This is a genomic window from Sanguibacter sp. Z41_6, from assembly GCF_059621145.1.
Map to the genome: position 1 here is coordinate 491,859 of NZ_JCAQIF010000002.1, position 16,448 is coordinate 508,306.

Annotated in this window: 15 protein-coding genes; 10 read left to right on the plus strand and 5 right to left on the minus strand. The window is 67.1% G+C overall.

The annotated features are described in order from the left end of the window. Positions 1 to 34: 34 nt before the first annotated feature. Positions 35 to 604: a tyrosine-type recombinase/integrase gene (locus tag AC54T1_RS07240; RefSeq protein WP_496911517.1), complete on the minus strand. Its 570-nt coding sequence runs from the start codon at positions 602 to 604 to the stop codon at positions 35 to 37. A gap of 167 nt (positions 605 to 771) precedes the next feature. Here AC54T1_RS07240 and AC54T1_RS07245 point away from each other — a divergent pair, with 167 nt between their 5' ends. The 3 genes from AC54T1_RS07245 to AC54T1_RS07255 all read left to right on the plus strand — a co-directional run bounded on the left by AC54T1_RS07245 (position 772) and on the right by AC54T1_RS07255 (position 3,962). Then, positions 772 to 1,908, plus strand: a complete 1,137-nt coding sequence (locus tag AC54T1_RS07245) for an LLM class flavin-dependent oxidoreductase (protein ID WP_496911518.1) — start codon at positions 772 to 774, stop codon at positions 1,906 to 1,908. Then, positions 1,905 to 2,528 (plus strand): FMN reductase, encoded by a 624-nt coding sequence (locus AC54T1_RS07250; protein WP_496911519.1) that lies wholly within the window; start codon positions 1,905 to 1,907, stop codon positions 2,526 to 2,528. The genes AC54T1_RS07245 and AC54T1_RS07250 overlap by 4 nt, the downstream gene beginning before the upstream one ends. Before the next feature lie 159 nt (positions 2,529 to 2,687). Further along, a complete protein-coding gene (locus AC54T1_RS07255) occupies positions 2,688 to 3,962 on the plus strand; it encodes an ATP-grasp domain-containing protein (RefSeq protein WP_496911520.1) in 1,275 nt (424 codons plus the stop codon). 19 nt (positions 3,963 to 3,981) lie between these two features. Here the strand turns inward: AC54T1_RS07255 and AC54T1_RS07260 are convergent, their stop codons facing one another. Beyond that, entirely contained in the window at positions 3,982 to 4,437 is a 456-nt protein-coding gene (locus AC54T1_RS07260; RefSeq protein ID WP_484344465.1) for a tellurite resistance TerB family protein, read from the minus strand. Positions 4,438 to 4,654: 217 nt separating this feature from the next. On the opposite strand from AC54T1_RS07260, the gene AC54T1_RS07265 reads away from it, so the two are divergent. Beyond that, positions 4,655 to 5,386: an ANTAR domain-containing protein gene (locus tag AC54T1_RS07265; RefSeq protein ID WP_484344464.1), complete on the plus strand. Its 732-nt coding sequence runs from the start codon at positions 4,655 to 4,657 to the stop codon at positions 5,384 to 5,386. Between the two features lie 44 nt (positions 5,387 to 5,430). Here AC54T1_RS07265 and AC54T1_RS07270 read toward each other — a convergent pair whose 3' ends face one another. Then, positions 5,431 to 6,075 carry an ANTAR domain-containing protein gene (locus tag AC54T1_RS07270; protein ID WP_484344463.1) on the minus strand — a complete coding sequence of 215 codons (645 nt, stop codon included), beginning with the start codon at positions 6,073 to 6,075 and terminating at the stop codon, positions 5,431 to 5,433. A 186-nt stretch (positions 6,076 to 6,261) separates the two neighbouring features. On the opposite strand from AC54T1_RS07270, the gene AC54T1_RS07275 reads away from it, so the two are divergent. Beyond that, positions 6,262 to 6,999, plus strand: coding sequence for a GAF and ANTAR domain-containing protein (locus AC54T1_RS07275; protein ID WP_496911521.1), 738 nt, complete (start codon positions 6,262 to 6,264; stop codon positions 6,997 to 6,999). Beyond that, positions 6,996 to 8,012, plus strand: coding sequence for a magnesium/cobalt transporter CorA (gene corA, locus AC54T1_RS07280; protein ID WP_484344461.1), 1,017 nt, complete (start codon positions 6,996 to 6,998; stop codon positions 8,010 to 8,012). Before AC54T1_RS07275 ends, corA begins: the two co-directional genes overlap by 4 nt. A gap of 224 nt (positions 8,013 to 8,236) precedes the next feature. Here corA and AC54T1_RS07285 read toward each other — a convergent pair whose 3' ends face one another. Next, positions 8,237 to 9,691, minus strand: coding sequence for a glycosyltransferase family 2 protein (locus AC54T1_RS07285; RefSeq protein ID WP_496911522.1), 1,455 nt, complete (start codon positions 9,689 to 9,691; stop codon positions 8,237 to 8,239). Positions 9,692 to 9,914: 223 nt separating this feature from the next. On the opposite strand from AC54T1_RS07285, the gene AC54T1_RS07290 reads away from it, so the two are divergent. Continuing rightward, positions 9,915 to 11,012, plus strand: coding sequence for a hypothetical protein (locus AC54T1_RS07290; protein WP_496911523.1), 1,098 nt, complete (start codon positions 9,915 to 9,917; stop codon positions 11,010 to 11,012). Positions 11,013 to 11,087: 75 nt separating this feature from the next. On the opposite strand, the gene AC54T1_RS07295 is transcribed toward AC54T1_RS07290, so the two are convergent. Beyond that, complete coding sequence (locus tag AC54T1_RS07295) at positions 11,088 to 11,393, minus strand: YtxH domain-containing protein (RefSeq protein WP_484344457.1); 306 nt, start codon at positions 11,391 to 11,393, stop codon at positions 11,088 to 11,090. A gap of 1,909 nt (positions 11,394 to 13,302) precedes the next feature. On the opposite strand from AC54T1_RS07295, the gene AC54T1_RS07300 reads away from it, so the two are divergent. Genes AC54T1_RS07300 through AC54T1_RS07310 form a run of 3 tightly spaced genes read left to right on the plus strand, consistent with a single transcriptional unit; the run spans position 13,303 to position 16,420 of the window. Beyond that, entirely contained in the window at positions 13,303 to 14,301 is a 999-nt protein-coding gene (locus AC54T1_RS07300) for a glycosyltransferase (protein WP_496911567.1), read from the plus strand. Then, positions 14,298 to 15,440 (plus strand): polysaccharide pyruvyl transferase family protein, encoded by a 1,143-nt coding sequence (locus tag AC54T1_RS07305; protein ID WP_496911524.1) that lies wholly within the window; start codon positions 14,298 to 14,300, stop codon positions 15,438 to 15,440. Before AC54T1_RS07300 ends, AC54T1_RS07305 begins: the two co-directional genes overlap by 4 nt. Then, on the plus strand, positions 15,437 to 16,420 hold the full coding sequence (locus AC54T1_RS07310; protein ID WP_496911525.1) for a nitroreductase family protein: 984 nt from the start codon (positions 15,437 to 15,439) through the stop codon (positions 16,418 to 16,420). The genes AC54T1_RS07305 and AC54T1_RS07310 overlap by 4 nt, the downstream gene beginning before the upstream one ends. The last annotated feature ends 28 nt before the right edge of the window (positions 16,421 to 16,448 follow it).

The window sequence follows — 16,448 nt, forward strand, 5'->3', positions numbered from 1 at the left end:
AGTCTGTGGACGTCGGCGCGCGACGAGCCGACCGTCAGCCTGCCTCTGCCGTCGCCTCGCTCCATGCGCGCCGCAGCTGCTCGAACCGCGTGGGCAGCGGGGGGCGGAGGCCGACTGTGCGTGCGTTCGTCCGGTGGACGTAGCGGCGCCAGGAGAGCACGAGGCCCTGACGGGTGATCGGCAGTCCGGCCGCGACGGTGACCCCGTTGTCGTGGGTGTGGTGCACCGTGAGCAGCAGCGCGCGCGGGACGGAACCCTCGAGCTCTGCGCAGAGCGTCGCCCGCTGGTCGTCCCAGCGACGGAGCACGTGCCGGACAGGGTCGTCGAGCTCGTGGACGCGCGCGACGCGGTGCTTGCCGTGGGCGAGCTGCACGCTCCCCCGGTCCGGCGCGACATCGTCGACGGTGCAGCGCAGGAGGTCTCCGTACCGGCCCCCCGTGGCGCGTGCCAGTCCGACGACGACGGCGAGCCGCACCACCTCCGACCGTGCGCCCGCGCTGAGCGCCTCGGCGCGCAGGTCCCACCACGCCCGCTCGGCGTCGGCCAGGGGTACGGCGGGCACGGGATACCGGTTCGTCCCTGCTGGTTTTTGCGTCTCGTGCATGGGGTGACCCTAGTTGGCTGCGAGTGTGCTTGGCACACTATTTTTCTCCTGAGCAATCACCGATGTCCGCCAGTCTCCCGTTCGCATGCGCCGGAATACATCGGCCACCCAAATAGTTGAAGGCTAAACTAGGCTAGGAGCCCGACCCACCGGCAAGGAGCGCGACCATGCAGTTCGGCATCTTCACCGTCGGGGACGTCACCCCCGACCCCACGACAGGCCGCACCCCGACCGAACGCGAGCGGATCAAGGCGACGATCCAGATCGCTCTCAAGGCCGAGGAGGTCGGCCTCGACGTCTTCGCCACCGGTGAGCACCACAACCCGCCGTTCGTACCCTCCTCCCCCACGACGACGCTCGCGTTCATCGCCGCCCAGACGTCGCGCATCCTGCTCTCCACGTCGACGACGCTCATCACGACGAACGACCCCGTGAAGATCGCCGAGGACTACGCGACGCTCCAGCACCTCACCGACGGGCGCATGGACCTCATGATGGGCCGCGGCAACACCGGCCCGGTGTACCCGTGGTTCGGCAAGGACATCCGCGACGGCATCCCGCTGGCCGTCGAGAACTACGCGCTCCTGCACCGGTTGTGGCGTGAGGACGTCGTCGACTGGGAGGGCCAGCACCGCACTCCCCTGCAGGGCTTCACCTCGACGCCGCGCCCGCTCGACGGGGTCCCGCCGTTCGTGTGGCACGGGTCCATCCGCAGCCCGCAGATCGCGGAGCAGGCCGCCTACTACGGCGACGGGTTCTTCCACAACAACATCTTCTGGCCCCTCAGCCACACCCGGCAGATGGTGGAGCTCTACCGCCAGCGGTTCGAGCACTACGGTCACGGGCGCGCGGACCAGGCGATCGTGGGTCTCGGCGGTCAGGTGTTCATGCGTGCGAGGTCGCAGGACGCCAAGCGGGAGTTCCGTCCGTACTTCGACAACGCCCCGGTGTACGGACACGGGCCCTCGATGGAGGACTTCACCGCGCAGACGCCGCTCACGGTCGGCAGCCCCCAGGAGGTCATCGACCGGTACGCCACCATGCGCGAGCACGTCGGGGACTACCAGCGTCAGCTGTTCCTCATGGACCACGCGGGCCTGCCGCTCGCCACCGTCCTCGAGCAGCTGGAGATCCTCGGTGGCGAGGTCGTCCCGGCACTCCGCAAGGAGTTCGCCGTCGGACGTCCGGCGCACGTCCCCGACGCCCCGACCCACGGCGCCCGCGTGGCTGCCGCGCGCTCGGGCCGGGACGAGGCCTCGGGCACCGCAGGCGCCACCACCGAGACCGTCGGGGAGCACGCATGACCAGCCGCCGCATCGTCGTCGTCTCAGCCGGCCTGAGCCAGCCGTCGTCCACCCGGTTGCTCGCCGACCGGCTCGCCGCCGCCACGCGCGACGCCCTCGCCGTGGACGGCAGCACGAGCGCCCAGCTCGAGGTGGTGGAGCTGCGTGACCTCGCCCACGAGATCACCGACAACCTCCTCACGGGGTTCGCCGGAGCGCGTCTCCAGACGGCGATCGACGCGGTGACCGCGGCGGACGGCGTCATCGCCGTCTCCCCCGTGTTCAGCGCGTCGTTCTCCGGGCTGTTCAAGTCGTTCTTCGACGTCCTCGACAGCAAGACGCTCGTGGGGACACCGGTCCTCCTCGGTGCCACGGCGGGGTCCGCGCGCCACTCCCTCGCGATCGAGCACGCGATGCGACCGTTGTTCTCCTACCTCCGGGCGCTCACGACGCCGACCGCGGTGTTCGCAGCGTCCGAGGACTGGGGCGCAGGGGCTGCCACCGGCAGCGCGCTCGGCGACCGCATCGAGCGCGCCGGGAAGGAGTTCGCGGCGCTCGTCCGGTCCCACGAGCAGGGGCCCGACCTCACCGATCCGTTCGCGTCCTTCGTCCCGTTCGAGGAACAGCTCCGAGGTCGTTGACGTCACCCTCGCAGGGGGTCCCGGATGTGCCGGTCCGGGGCGTAAAATGGGAGGGTTGCGACCGCACGCGACCGCTCGTCCCTCCACCTCTGCCAGCGCACGGCCCTGCCCTCACGGCTCGGCCTGCGCCAGCTCCTCACGCCCCCGAATCAGGATGCCTTGTCCACCTTCGCCCCCGCGTCGTTCCCTGCTCTCTCCCTCGTCTCCGACACTGACCCGGACGCGGCCGACCTCGCCGCCGCGCTGCCGGCCGGCCGGCCCCTGCACATCTGGCTCAACCGCACGTATGCGACGAGCTACTGGTTCCTCCAGATGCTGCGCTCCAACCCGGACAACGTCACGGTCCGCCTGTTCGCGACCCACACCGACCCGACGTCACCGGTGCTGCGTGCCGCGGACGTCGCGCTCCTGGAGCCGGACCTCAGCGGAGAGGCGTACGTCGAGTGGGCCCTGGAGCTCTGCCGGCTGCACAGCATCGACGTCCTGCTCCCCGGCAAGGAGATGGCTGCCATCGCGCAGCGCAGCGCGGAGTTCGCCGCCGCCGGCACCCGGGTGCTCGCGTCGCCGGCCGCGTCGGTCGCCCTGCTCGACGACAAGGACGCGACGTACCGGTCCGCCCGCACCCTCGACATCCCCGTGCCGCCGTGGCGCACGGCGCTCGGCGCGGACGAGCTGGAGGCCGCGTACGCGTCGTTGCGCTCCGAGCTCGAGCCCGACGAGGCGATGTGCCTCAAGCCGATCAGCGGCGTCGGTGCGGAGGGCTTCCGGGTGCTCGACGACCGCCCGCTGAACCTCGACGACCTGCTCGCTGCCCCGGCGCACCGCGTCCGGCTCGACGAGGTCGTCTCCGCGATGCGCGCAGCCGAGGCCGCGGGCAGGGACGTCCCACGGTTCATGGTCATGCCGTACATGGCGTCCCCGGAGATCAGCGTCGACTGCCTCTCGACGCCGTTCGGGGAGACCCTCGCGGCGCTCCCGCGCGCGAAGGCGGGCCGACGCCGGACGTTCCTCGACGACACGCCGCGCGCCGCCGAGATCGCACGCCGCGTCGTGGACTCCTACCAGCTCGCCTATCTCACGAACACCCAGCTGCGGTGGTGGCGCGGCGAGCTCGCTCTCCTCGAGGTCAACACGAGGCCCTCCGGAGGGATGTTCGCGGCGTCGCTCACCGGGGTGAACCTCCCGTGGGCTGCCGTGCGCCTCGCGCTCACGGGTGACGCGAACCTCGCGGAGCCGGAGCTCGGTTCGTCGTTCGTCACGGTCGAGACCCTCGTGCCCCTGCCCCAGGCGCCGGACCCGGTGGCCGCCACGGCTGCGCACCCGGCGCCGAGCGGTGCGGGCGCAGCGCAGAACATCAATCCCGGTCTCACCAAGACGGTGGCGCTGGAGGATGTCCAGGCCACCGTCCGGGTGAGGTCCGCGCTCGAGCCCTAGGGCTCGCTGGCCGGGTCGGTCAGAGGTCGAACTCGGCGGGGGCGATCCCCACGGCGAAGCACGCCTCCTTGACGGCACGGCGCTCGTTCTCGTCGAAGTCGCCGTCGGCTCCGCCGATGATGATGCCGATCTGCAAGACGGCGCGGGCCTGGTCCGGCTTGGCCTTGAGCTTCGAGATCGCGGAGACGGCCTCGACCTTGCCGAAGTCGTAGTCGCTGTCGAGCTTGCCGCAGTAGTAGTCGAACTTCTCACGGAGCTCGGCGGGCGGGAACACCGACAGCACGTCGTTGCTCATGATGAGCCCGGCGGTCTTGCTGCGTTCGGTGGGGTCGATCTTGCCGTCGGCTGCGGCGATGAGCGCACACATCGCCATGCTTCCGGCGGCGAACTCCTTGTTCTTGAACTGCTTCGCCTTCGTCTGCAGCTGACCGTTCATCTCCGCGGTCTTCGACTTGAGCTGGTCCCAGAACGCCATGAGCTCTCCTTGCGCGTGTGTGTCGGGGCGGCGGTCGTCGCCCCGTGTCCTGCTGGTCCCCACCATGGGGCGGGCGAGCAGGCCCGGGCATCGTATCGCCGCGGGGCTGAGCCGGGTATCCGTGCCGGGAATCTGGGCTGGAGCGCGCAGATGCGCGCAGCCACATAGATTGGACGATGGCGACCGGGGATGCCCGGCCGGGGACGGAGCAGCGCACATGGCCGACAGAGCGGGAGTTCTTGCCCAGCTCGCGGACGTCGTCTCCTCGGGCCCGCTCGGGCAGCCTCTTTCCTCCCGGCTGTGCCAGGGGGCGGTACGCATCCTCGGTGCCGAAGGTGGCGCCATCACCCTGAGCGTGGCGACGCCGGACCGGGTGACCTTGAGTGCCTCGACCGCGCTGGCGGCGCGCCTCGAGGACCTCCAGGAGGTCCTCGGCGAAGGGCCGGCGTTCGAGGCGTTCGTCTCCGGCCATCCTGTCGTCGCCGACTACGAGCAGGCGGCAGAGGAGCGATGGGCGGCGTTCTCCGCGACGGTGCGTGACGACCTGGCCCGCGGTGAGCTGGCACCGTTCGCTCTGTACTCCCTGCCCATGCGTCCGGCGGCACGTACCGTCGGGGTCCTCACCGTCTACGGCCGGCCCGGGTTCGTGCGTGCGGTACCGAGCGCGGAGGCGCAGTTCCTCGCCGATGCCGTCGGTGCCGCCCTCCAGCAGGACCCGGGATCGCTCGGGGCGACGGGCAGCGTGGCATGGGCGGACCGCGCGAGGATCCACCAGGCGACGGGCATGGTCATCGCCCAGCTGGGTGTCTCAGCACCGGACGCGCTCGCGCTGCTCCGAGCCCACGCCTTCGCCCTCTCGGCGTCGCTCGACGCGATCGCGACGTCGGTGCTCGACCGTGAGCTGGACTTCACCGGCGCCGGGCAGAAGAACTGGAGCGAGGACCGATGACGTCCGTCCCCCTGTGCGGCCTGCACGGGGGGACGGCGCTGCGGTCAGACGTAGCTTGCGGTGCGGGACGCCCGGGCGCGGATGGTCTCGCGCGAGACGCTGAGGAGCGCCTCGACCCGCTCGTCGCCAGCGCACTGCACGAGCTGCTGCGCAAGGCTGTGCACCTTGATGTTCGACTGCTGGGACTGCTCGCGCAGCAGGGCGAACGCGTTCTCGTCGTCGATGCCGAAGTGCTGCATGAGGATGCCTTTGGCCTGCTCGATGACCGCAGCGCGGGCGCGGAACTGCTGCACCGCGTTGCGGACCTCGTGCTCGAGGTGGGCACGCTGCGTCTCGGTGAGGTCGGTGAGGTACCCGGTGACCTGGACGAGCTCACCGTCCTCCCAGTGCCCCTCTCCGGCGACGACGACGTTGCGGGTGCGACCCTGCCCGTCGACGACGCGGTGGAAGGAGCTGAACGGGAGATTCCCGAGGAGCGACGCGCGGACGGACGTGAGCGCCCGTTCCCTGTCGTCCGGGTGCACGTGGACCGTGATCGCTTCGACGGTGGGGACGATCTCGCCGGGCGCGAACCCGTGGATCTCGAACACCTCGTCCGACCACTGCCAGTGGTTCGTCGCGACGTCGAAGGTGAATCGGCCGGTGAGGTTGCTCGTGGCGTGGTCGGTACTCGTGGAACCGCGCGACATGGGTACTCCTTGCAAATCGCGCACTGCACGGACCTTTTTCTAGACCCATGACGAGGATACGCCCGGATGCTCGGTCGTGCTCTGTCGAGGCGCGGTGACGTTCCGCGTGGGGCCCTAGGATGGAGCGCTCCGTGCGAGGCGGCGGTCCACGCCCCGTGCGCGCATCCACCACGAGAGGACGACGGCATGGCACAGGTAGAGGACACCGCAGGCGACCCTGCTGGTGTCACCGACAAGCGCCCGCTCGTCGAGCGCGTGAGCGAGGCCGCGCGCTCTCTCGCCGAGGAGCCCGACGTCGAGCAGACCATCGACGGGACCGTCGAGTACGCCGTCCGGCTCGTCGAGGGGTGCGAGGCGGCGGGCGTCGTCCTCGTGGCCCGGCCGGCGACGGTGCGCACGGCAGCCCCGTCCGCGGACTGGGTCGCGGAGGCCGACCGCATGCAGCGCGAGCTCGACGAGGGTCCGAGCCTCGAACCCTTCCAGGACGCGGAGCTCGTGCGGTCCCGGGACCTGCGCCATGACGCTCGCTGGCCCAGGTGGGGGCGGTGGGTCGCCGACAACCTCGGGATGCGGAGCCTCCTCGCGATCCAGCTGTACACGGCGAAGACGCACCACGGGCACCTCAACCTGTACTCCCGCGAGGTCGATGCCTTCGGCGAGGACACCCACCCGATCGCGACGATGTTCGCCACTGTCGCGATGCTGGCACTGACGTCCGCCGAGACCGAGGAGGGACTGCACTCGGCCATCCGGACCCGCAACGTCATCGGTCAGGCGCAGGGCATCATCATGGAGCGGTACCGCGTCACCGCGGTCCAGGCCTTCGCGGTGCTGAGCCGGGTGTCGCAGGAGACGAACGTCAAGCTGCACGAGGTCGCCGCCCAGATCGCGTCAGACGGGATCATCCCGGGCGTCGCGCGGTGACGATCATCGACAATGCCGTCTACATCGACGGCCACCGACACTCTGCGCCGGCATCGCTCGACCTCACCTACGAGGCGGTGCGGGCCGGGGACGGCATGGCGTGGATCGGTCTGTACCGCCCGGATCGCGCGCAGATCGAGTCGATCGCGCAGGAGTTCGGCATCCACCCGCTGGCGGTGGAGGACACGATCAAGGCGCACCAGCGCCCGAAGCTCGAGCGGTACGGCGACGTGCTGTTCACGGTGCTCCGGCCCGCGCGCTACCTCGACGAGGACGAGCGTGTCGAGTTCGGTGAGCTCCACGTGTTCGTCGGTCCCGGCGTGGTCGTCACGGTGCGTCACGCGGAGGCCCCGAACGTCGCACGGGTGCGGCAGCGCCTGGAGTCCACGCCGGAGCTCCTGCGGATGGGCCCGCAGGCGGTGCTGTACGCGCTCCTCGACGAGGTGGTCGACGAGTACGCGCCGGTGGTGGCGGGCCTCGAGAACGACATCGACGAGATCGAGGAGCAGCTGTTCGGTGGGGATCCCGCGGTGTCGCGGCGCATCTACCAGCTCTTCCGGGAGGTCATGGAGTTCCAGCGCGCGACACACCCGCTCCTCGCCATGCTCGACGCGCTGGACGCGGGCGCGTCGAAGTACGCGGTGCACGAGGAGCTGCAGCGCAACCTCCGCGACGTCAAGGACCACGTGGTGCGGGTGGTGGAGCGCGCGGACGGGTTCCGCTCGGTGCTCCTCAACGCCCTCACCGTCAACGCCACGGTCGTCGGTGAGCGGCAGAACGAGGAGATGCGCAGCATGTCCGAGACCAGCCTGCAGCAGAACGAGCAGATGAAGCGGATCTCCTCGTGGGCGGCCATCTTCTTCGTGCCGACGCTCGTGGGGTCGGTCTACGGCATGAACTTCCAGCACATGCCTGAGCTGCACTGGACGTACGGGTATCCGTTGTCCTTGGCGCTCATGGTCCTCGGTGCCGGGGCGCTGTACGTCGTCTTCCGGTCGAAGAAGTGGCTGTAGGCCCGCCGACGGGGGCGTCGGGGTAGATGCTGCGTGTCTCGGACCGCTCGTTCTTCCTGCGGACCCAGTCGCTGAGATAGATCTTCGGCAGGATCTTTGCCGTCGCGAGCGCGGCGTACATGATCGTGTTGAGCGCGACGAAGGTCGCGAGGACCGCGAAGAGCTCGGACTGGAGCGTGGACGCGGGGAGGAAGATCCCGGCGTGGACGGTGGGGCCGCGCACGTCAGCCCACCCCCGCGAAGGCGGTCGGCGGGGCGTCGGTGCGCGTCGGCGTGTGGTGCACGTGGTTCCAGGTGCACTGCGCGCCGCGGGAGATGTCGATGATGCCCTTGACGTAGACGATGTTGAGGAACATGTCGAACAGCAGCTCGGGGATGAGGGTGGCCGCGAGGATCCGCGCCCGCCAGCCGCCCTTCCACACGGTGACGACGCGCTCGAGCATGAAGAGCAGGCCGATGCTGATCCAGAACGGGAACCACACCCAGAAGTCGACGGACACGAGCATGAGGACGATGAGCAGCAGGTACGAGCCGAGGGCGATGACGCCGTACCCGATGCCGAACTGCTGCGCCCAGTAGCGGACGGTCTGGGGGGTGATCCCGTAGGCGCCGATGTTCTCGAGGGCCCCGCGCTGCCAGCGCAGGCGCTGCGCCCAGAGGTCGCGCCACGTGGGCATGAGCTCGGTGACGACGGTGCACTGCGCCGGGGAGATCATGAGCCCCCCGAGGGACTTGATGGCGATGGTGAGCTCGTTGTCCTCGGTGAGCGCCGTGGTGTCGTACACGTTGCCGTGGGTCCCGGGCAGCACTCCCCCGCGATTCTCGGCGACGGCGCGCAGGGCGGCGGGGCGGAACAGGGAGGCGGTGCCTGTGAGGACGAAGACGCGGCCGCGTCGGCGCTTGATCTCCCGGCCGTAGCGGATGTACTCGTTGCGCTGGAACTGCCCGAGGAGGCCGTGGCCGTCCTCCCCGTAGAACAGCCCGCCGATGGCCATGAGTGCGCGGTCCCAGGTGAACCGCTGGACGGCGGCTTCGAGGAATCCGTCGTCGAGAACGGTGTCGGCGTCCATGACCATGACGAGGTCGTTGTCGCCCTGCTGGGGTAGCAGGTGCGTGAGCGCCTGGTTGAGGGCTCCGCCCTTCTTGTGCGCGTTGTGTACGGACTCGATGACCTCGACGCCAGCGCCCAGGGCGATGGCGACGGTGGAGTCGGTGCAGTTGTCGGCGACGACGATGACCCGATCGGGCCGGTGGGACTGGGTGAGCAGGGAGGAGATGGTCGCGGCGAGCGACGCCTCCTCGTTGTGCGCGGGGATGAGGACGGTGACCGTGACGGGTCCGGCGAACACGCCGCGGGTGGCGGTCATGATGATCTTCGGTGCGAGGGGCTGCTGGGCCGCGTTCGTGGAGCGGCGCGAGCGGTTGGTGATGCGTCGTTCGAGGACGGCGACGGCAACAGCGAGGAGCACGGCCAGCGCGATGGCGCCGACGACGACATGGGTGGCGGGCGCCTCGGCGTCGTAGAAGAGGTTCCAGACGCCGAACAGGAGGCCCGTCCGGGTCTCGCCGCCCCCCATGGGCGCGTCCACCGCGACGACGAACCACAGGACAGCTGCGGCGGTGATCGCGAGGACGGCGATGACGATGCCGACGCCTCGCTCGAACCACCTGTTCCACATGTTGTTATCCCCTTGCTACTGCCGTTCACGTTATCAACGGAGCTTCGGAGCAGCCGAATCCGCGGACGGGTGAAGTTCGCGGCCGTGTCCCTTCCGGATGACGCGTCTGCGTGCTGTCCGTTCAGTTCTCTCGGGTTGGTGACGAAGGACACCTTGAGGCCCTAGATTGCCTCTCGGTTGTGCGCGCAGCACGACCTTCATCTCCGAGAAAGGTCGTCCTCCGATGACCAGGTTTCCGCAGGGGTCCATCGCCCGACGGCGGGCGGCAGCTGCTCTGTGTGTTGCTCTCCTCATCCCTGTCTCCGCTGCTGCGTCGGCCACCGCCGACGACACGATCGTGGAACCCGCCGACAGCGCGGTGCCTGGGGAGAGCGCTGTCGCGCCGATCCTCGACCCGCCCGACGGGAGCACCGTCGACCCGCTCGACGCGGCGCCCGATCCCGGTGTCGAGGGCGTTGCCGACGTCAGTGCCGCGCTGCCGGTGGCGCCTCGTGAGGCTGTCCCGTCCCCGGGAGGTGCGGACATCGCACCTCCAGCGGTTCCGCGCGCGGCGGACTTCACGGTGGTCGGCCAGCCGACGATCACGGGTGATCCCGTGATCGGGGGCACGCTCGTCGCGCACCCGGGGACGTGGGAGCCTGCTCCCCACTTCGTCTACTCCTGGATGCGGGACGGTGTGCCGATCGACGGCGACAGCACCCCGACCTACCGGCCTGGTGCGGACGACTACGGGACGACGATCAGCGTCGCGATCCTCGGCGTTCTGAGCGGGACGGAGCTGACCACGGTGACGAGTGCGGGCGTCGGCCCGATCGGTGTCGTGGAGTCGTCCTCGACCTTGCACACCTCACAGGTGTCCCCCGGCGGGACGGTCCGCGTGACGGGTGCGGGCTTCTGGCCCGGCACGCGTCTCACCCTGGCGCTCCGCGCGGGGACGGTCGCTGCGGAGACTCCGGGCGCGGACTCGGTGCTCCTGGGTTCGGTGACGGTCGCAGCAGACGGGACGTATGACGTGACGCTGGTGGTGCCGACGGATACGGCGCCCGGCGGGTACGTGCTGCAGTACGACGGCGAGGTCTTTCCCGACGTGGCGGCAAGCGGTCTCGTCGACGGCGTGCTCGAGGTCGTCGCGGTCACGGGAGCGGTGACGACTCCCGTCTCCGCTATGGCACCGGGCGCACCTGCTGTGACGTTGCCGTCGACTGCTGCGCAGCTGCCCGTGACGGGCATGACTGCGGCGGGTGGCGCCGGCCTCGCGTTGGTGATGGTGGCGCTCGGCGCTGGCCTGGTGGGGCTGCGCACGCGGCGCGCACGCGTGTAGTCAGGCCTGAACAGAGCGGGCGGGTGGTGTGCTCAGTGCACACCACCCGCCCGTCGTTCTGTGTCCTGGCGATGCTCAGGCGTGCCCGGACCCGGTGTCCGTGGACCAGGGCTCGGTGGTGTTGCCGTCGGTGAGCTCGGGGTCGTTGTCGTTCTTCTTGTGCTTGACGGCCTCGGTGACCTTCTCCTTGAGTGCGCCGCCCTGCTCCTTGGCGACGGTGGCGGCCTTCTCCTGGAGGGTGCTCACGCCGGACTGGACGGAGTCGCTCTGCCACAGCTCGTTGGCACGGGTCTTGATGACCTCGAACTGGTTGCGGCCGGCGCGCGTGCCGAGGACGTAGCCGATCCCGGCTCCGACGATGAGTGCGATCTTGGTCTTCATCTGCGAGTCCTCCATGGGGGTGAGTGTGGTGTCGAGCGTAGGGCCGGGAGGGCTGGCCTGCACGGCGACGGGTGCCCCCACCTCGTGGTGCGCATACGCAACTCCGCGGGTTCGGCCTTGGATGCGCTCAGAGCCTTCCGAGGGCTCGTTCGGTCCAGTCCGCGCCGCGCCGCGCCGCTGCACGGTCATCAGGACGATAAAACCGCCCCGGATTTTGTGGAGGCTCGGTTCTCTTGTCGTCACGAGCGTAGTCACCAACTGCTGGCGGTAGTAGTCGGCTTTACGCTCTGCCGGCGGGGCGGGGCGGAGCCGAACTCAGTGTGAAGACGGCGATCGTTGAACCAGGCGACCCACGCCAGGGTCGCGATCTTCACTTCATCCAAGATCCGCCACGTGCCCCGGCGGCGGCTGAGGTCAGTGTTTTAGAGTCTGATCGTCGACTCGGCGAGTGCGTAGTCGTGGGCGTCACCGACGGTCCGGATCGAAGCGGGCATCCCAGGGATGCGAGGCGTTCGGTCAGCGCGAGCGAGACGTATTGAGAGCCGGCATCGCTGCGGTGGATACGCCGGACAGGTCGGTGACACCCGCATGATTCTGTGCCCAGACGGCCAACTCGCGGGTGTCTGGGACGAGGTCCGGGCGCATGCTCGAGTTGCAGCCGTGCCGCAATTCCAGACCGGTCATCGATCGGCCAGCCACCGGTAGTAGGGCTGTCGGGCGAGCTCGAGGACCCAGCACGCCACCGCGACGGGCACCCCGTCAGCGACGAGCTCTCTCACGACCGGTCACTCATTTTCCTGGCAGGTGCGCCTGAGCGGAGTACGCCGACGTGCGGCGCAGAACCTCGTTCTCCTGATCTAGCAACCGAACGCGCTTGCTCGCCTCACGCAACTCAGCCGACCCACTGACCGTCGCTGCAGGATGCCGCCTGTCCTCGCTGTCGGCGGTGTACCTCCAGTTGTGCAGCCAAGACTCGCTGAAGCCGAAGTCCTTGCCGATCTGCTCGATCGGAGCATCCCCAAGCCACCGCCACCGCCACCGCCACCGCCACCGCCACCGCCACCGCCACGACATCATTGCGGAACTTATCGGGATGAGGTCTTGGCATGATGCACACCCTTCCAGCAGCGTCGGCAGGCACCACACGTCAGATGTCAACTATTCGTGCAGCACTCCCTACCGCGAAATCGCGCGGGAGTTGCCGAGTCGACGGTGCCGGCCGTATCAGCGCGACCAGCACGGCGATTTCGTGGATTCCGGGAGCGAACCTCACCAGCACGGGGGTGGGTCGACGGGAAGTGTCACGGCTGCATCTTCGTTCGCACCGTACTCCCTATGAGTGAGCACACTATGACCAATTCCGGACGTCCAGCCCCGCGGTCATGAGAGCATCGACCTATCGTTCGGGCACGCACAGTGAGCCGGGAGAGGTGTGCTGGAGGCGAGGGTGTTCCATCCGTGTGTCAGCACACTTGGCTGGGCAGTCGATCGACGATGGCACGTGCGGCCGTCCATTGGAGGATCCGTGCTGGTGAACGCTTGGTGATCGCCGTGATTGTCGCTGTCGGCCACGCCCGGATGCGCAGCGATTCTTCTCCGAGCCAAGTCCACGTGTTGATCGTGCTCACGTTCGCCAGGTTTCTGGCACTGGGCGTCGGCCGCACCTGCCACCACCGTGCCTTCGGAAGTAGACGGGCCGCGTACCATTGGCGAACCTGGAACTCACGAGATTGCGGCACGTATCTGGCCGTTCGGTTCTCAGTACCAATGAAAGGATCCGGATGGACGCCTCGTACGCGGAGGGTCTGACGCTCTTCGGAGAGCCTTCAGCACTGATCTTGGAAGGGGCGTAGAAGTGGCCGTCATTTTGCACGTCACCGAATGTTTCGGAGGGGGCGTAGAGAAAGCGATGATTGCGCGTGTCAAAGCCCGGCCTGACGCCACGCACCATCTGCTATGGAGCGGAAACAGCGTACCGTCGCAATCGGATGGATGGGCTACTATCAACCCTCTTCCCTCCGGATTCATCGCACGCGTTCGAATAGTTCGGAAAGCCACGAAGCAAATCGACCCGGACTTCGTCCATGCGCACTCGAGTTGGGCAGGCGTGTATACACGGGTGCAAAAATTGACGACGCCAGTGGTGTACGAGCCTCACTGTTTTAAACACGCGGACCCTGCCGCCCCTGCCGTTCTTCGTGCCGCATTCCGCGCAGCTGAGAGGATGCTAGCAGTGCGAACGCACAAATTTGGCGTTCTGAGCGCACAGGAATACAACCTGGTTCGGGAGCTAAATCTCGCTGCGCGCTGTGTATTCGTTCCTAATACGCCGAGCGTGCCTCATGCCGGCGCAGGAGCGTACAAAAAAGACGGCATTCTTATATCCACTGTCGGTCGGATAACCCCTCAAAAAGACCCGTCCTACTTTCGGGAAGTGGTCTTACTGCTCAAGGAGCATTTTCCGCGCGCCCGTTTCCAGTGGATTGGCGACGGGAATCCGGGTGACAGATCTTCTCTAGAATCCGCGGGAGTTCGCGTCACGGGTTGGCTGAACCCCGAAGAAATCACGGCCGCATTGGTCGCGAGTGACGTTTACGTACACACGGCAGCCTACGAGGGCTTCCCGATCAGCGTGCTCGACGCTGCAAATTGCGACGTACCGATCGTCGCGCGATCGATTGACGCATTAGCCGGGACGGGTCTGATTCTTGCCTCGTCGCCAGCCGAGCTTGCCGACCGGGTACGGGAGGTAGTTCTTGTACCCGACTCAGCGCGGAAAGCCAGGGAAGCGAACAAGTCGCTACTACTTCGAATGAGCGATCAAGCGCTCAGTGCAGCTCTCAACCAACTATACGCTCGAGAGAAAAAAAGCCAATTTCCACCAACAACCAAGGAGTTGTTTCGATGAACGATACACTAACCATAACTCGCCACGCCATACGAAATTATGGGTCCGTCTTGCAGGCATATGCTACACAGGCGTTGATCAACGCAGCGGGAAGCAACTGCGCGACGATCGACTACCGGCAGCCGGGGGTGCGCGATAGCGCGCGCGGGTACCGACTCAAGGCTCCTGGCGTGACCGGCTTGGCGAAGGACACCGCGTATCGAGCGTTCCGAGCGCACGGTGCGCGTGCTCGCGGCGCAGTTTTTGAGAACTTCCTGCACACGCGACTCCAACTGACTGATGAGCGATTCAATTCCTACGCCGAACTCGCTAGTCACGAGTGGTCGGACAGCACACGTTATTGCGTGGGTTCGGATCAAGTTTGGAACTTGGAAGCAAATTCTGATAACCGGCCATACTATCTATCGTTCGCGCCAAACGGGGCAACCAAATTCAGCCTGGCCTCTTCAATCGGGATGGACCGCCTTCCAGCGTGGGAAGAAGAACGTCTCGTTGACGCACTCAGCGCCTTCGCCGGTGTCTCCGTACGTGAGGAGGCAGCGGCGGAGTACCTGACTTCGCTCGGCCTGCCCGCGGTGTGCCACCTCGATCCGACGTTGGCGGTGGCGGGTGCAGACTGGAGCGCGTTCGCAGGAGAGACCCCTGCACGGTCCGCTGGATACGTGCTCGTCTACCAGCTCAACAGCAGCCCAATTGTACAAGAAGCCGCGCTAGCAGTCGGCCGCGAATTGGGTCTACCTGTGGTCCGCATGGAATACTGGACCACGTTCCGCGGGCGCGGCGCCGAGACGGTCATGCGCCCGAGCCTGGAACAGTTCGTCTCCTTGATTCGCGACGCATCCGTGCTGGTTTCGGATTCTTTTCATGGTGCGGCGTTCGCGCTTAACCTCGACACGCGTTTGGTGGCAGTTCGACCGCCAAAGTACAGCGGTCGCCTCGATTCATTACTTAGCCAGTTCGACCTGGAGAGCATGCGTGTCAATTCACCGAGCGAAGCGGTGGCGGTCGTGCGCGAGTTCGATGCGATGCCAGATCGCACCGCCCAGCTCATGGAGCAGCAGGAGAAGGTGCGCCGCTATATTGCCGAGATGGTGCAGACGCCTCGAACCGTTCAGTGCCATGATGGAGGAAACGAGTGACTAGTCTCAAAGAGCGCCTGGGCGCACAGGCGCCGAGACCGCTGGTGCGTGCGTATCGCCGTATTGCGACAGCGCGTGAGTTCTTTCGCGACTACCGTGATTACAACCGCAGCACTTTGTACCATTATGGTAAAGGGAAGGCTCGCAAGGGCCAGGATGAGCGCGAGTGCCTGGAATCCCGCCTTACGCTCGCATATCACGGTATCGAGAAGGGCGCGTCGTTTCCAAATCCGAAAAGACCGTACGGTGCATCGAAACGGCCTGAGATTGACGAGCTATCGAGAATTGCTCAGAATTCCGGAACTGCACCTGAGCGCGTGAAGTTGGCACGCACGGCTGTCGATGCTTTAGAGAAATACAACGCTACCGGTGAGATATCGGACGTTGTGACTCCTGTTAGTAACTGGCACGGTCGCGCTTACCCCTCGGAGGAGATTTCTAATTTCGTTCTATCTCGGCATAGCGTGCGCAACTTCGATCCGAATGCCCGTGTGGAGATCGACCTCATCCGGCGCATCGTCGAGGAGGCATCTACGACTCCCTCGGTTTGCAACCGCCGTAGCTACCGAGCGCACTACTTTGACGATCCCGACCAGTTGGCCGCTGTGCTCGCGCTTCAGAACGGAAATCGCGGGTTCGGGCACACGGTGCCCGGTGTCTTTGTCGTTACGGTGCGGCGCTCGGCGTTCGTCGGAGCGGGCGAACGGAACCAACGATGGATCGATGGCGGGCTCTTCGCGATGTCTTTGGTGTGGCTGTGCCATGCGCACGGGCTAGGGACCTGCTTTCTAAACTGGTCACAGGTGAACGCACAGACCGACAAGCTCCGCGCACTCACGGGAATCTCAGAAGCCGAGGATGTCATCACCTACATCGCCGTGGGCTACGCCAGAGCCGGCCATCGTGTCGCGCGCTCACCTCTGCGCCCCGCGTCTGACACGTTCGTACACCACCGGTCGGAGGGCAGCGGGATCTCGTGACCACGCGACCTTCACTTGCGTTCGGAGA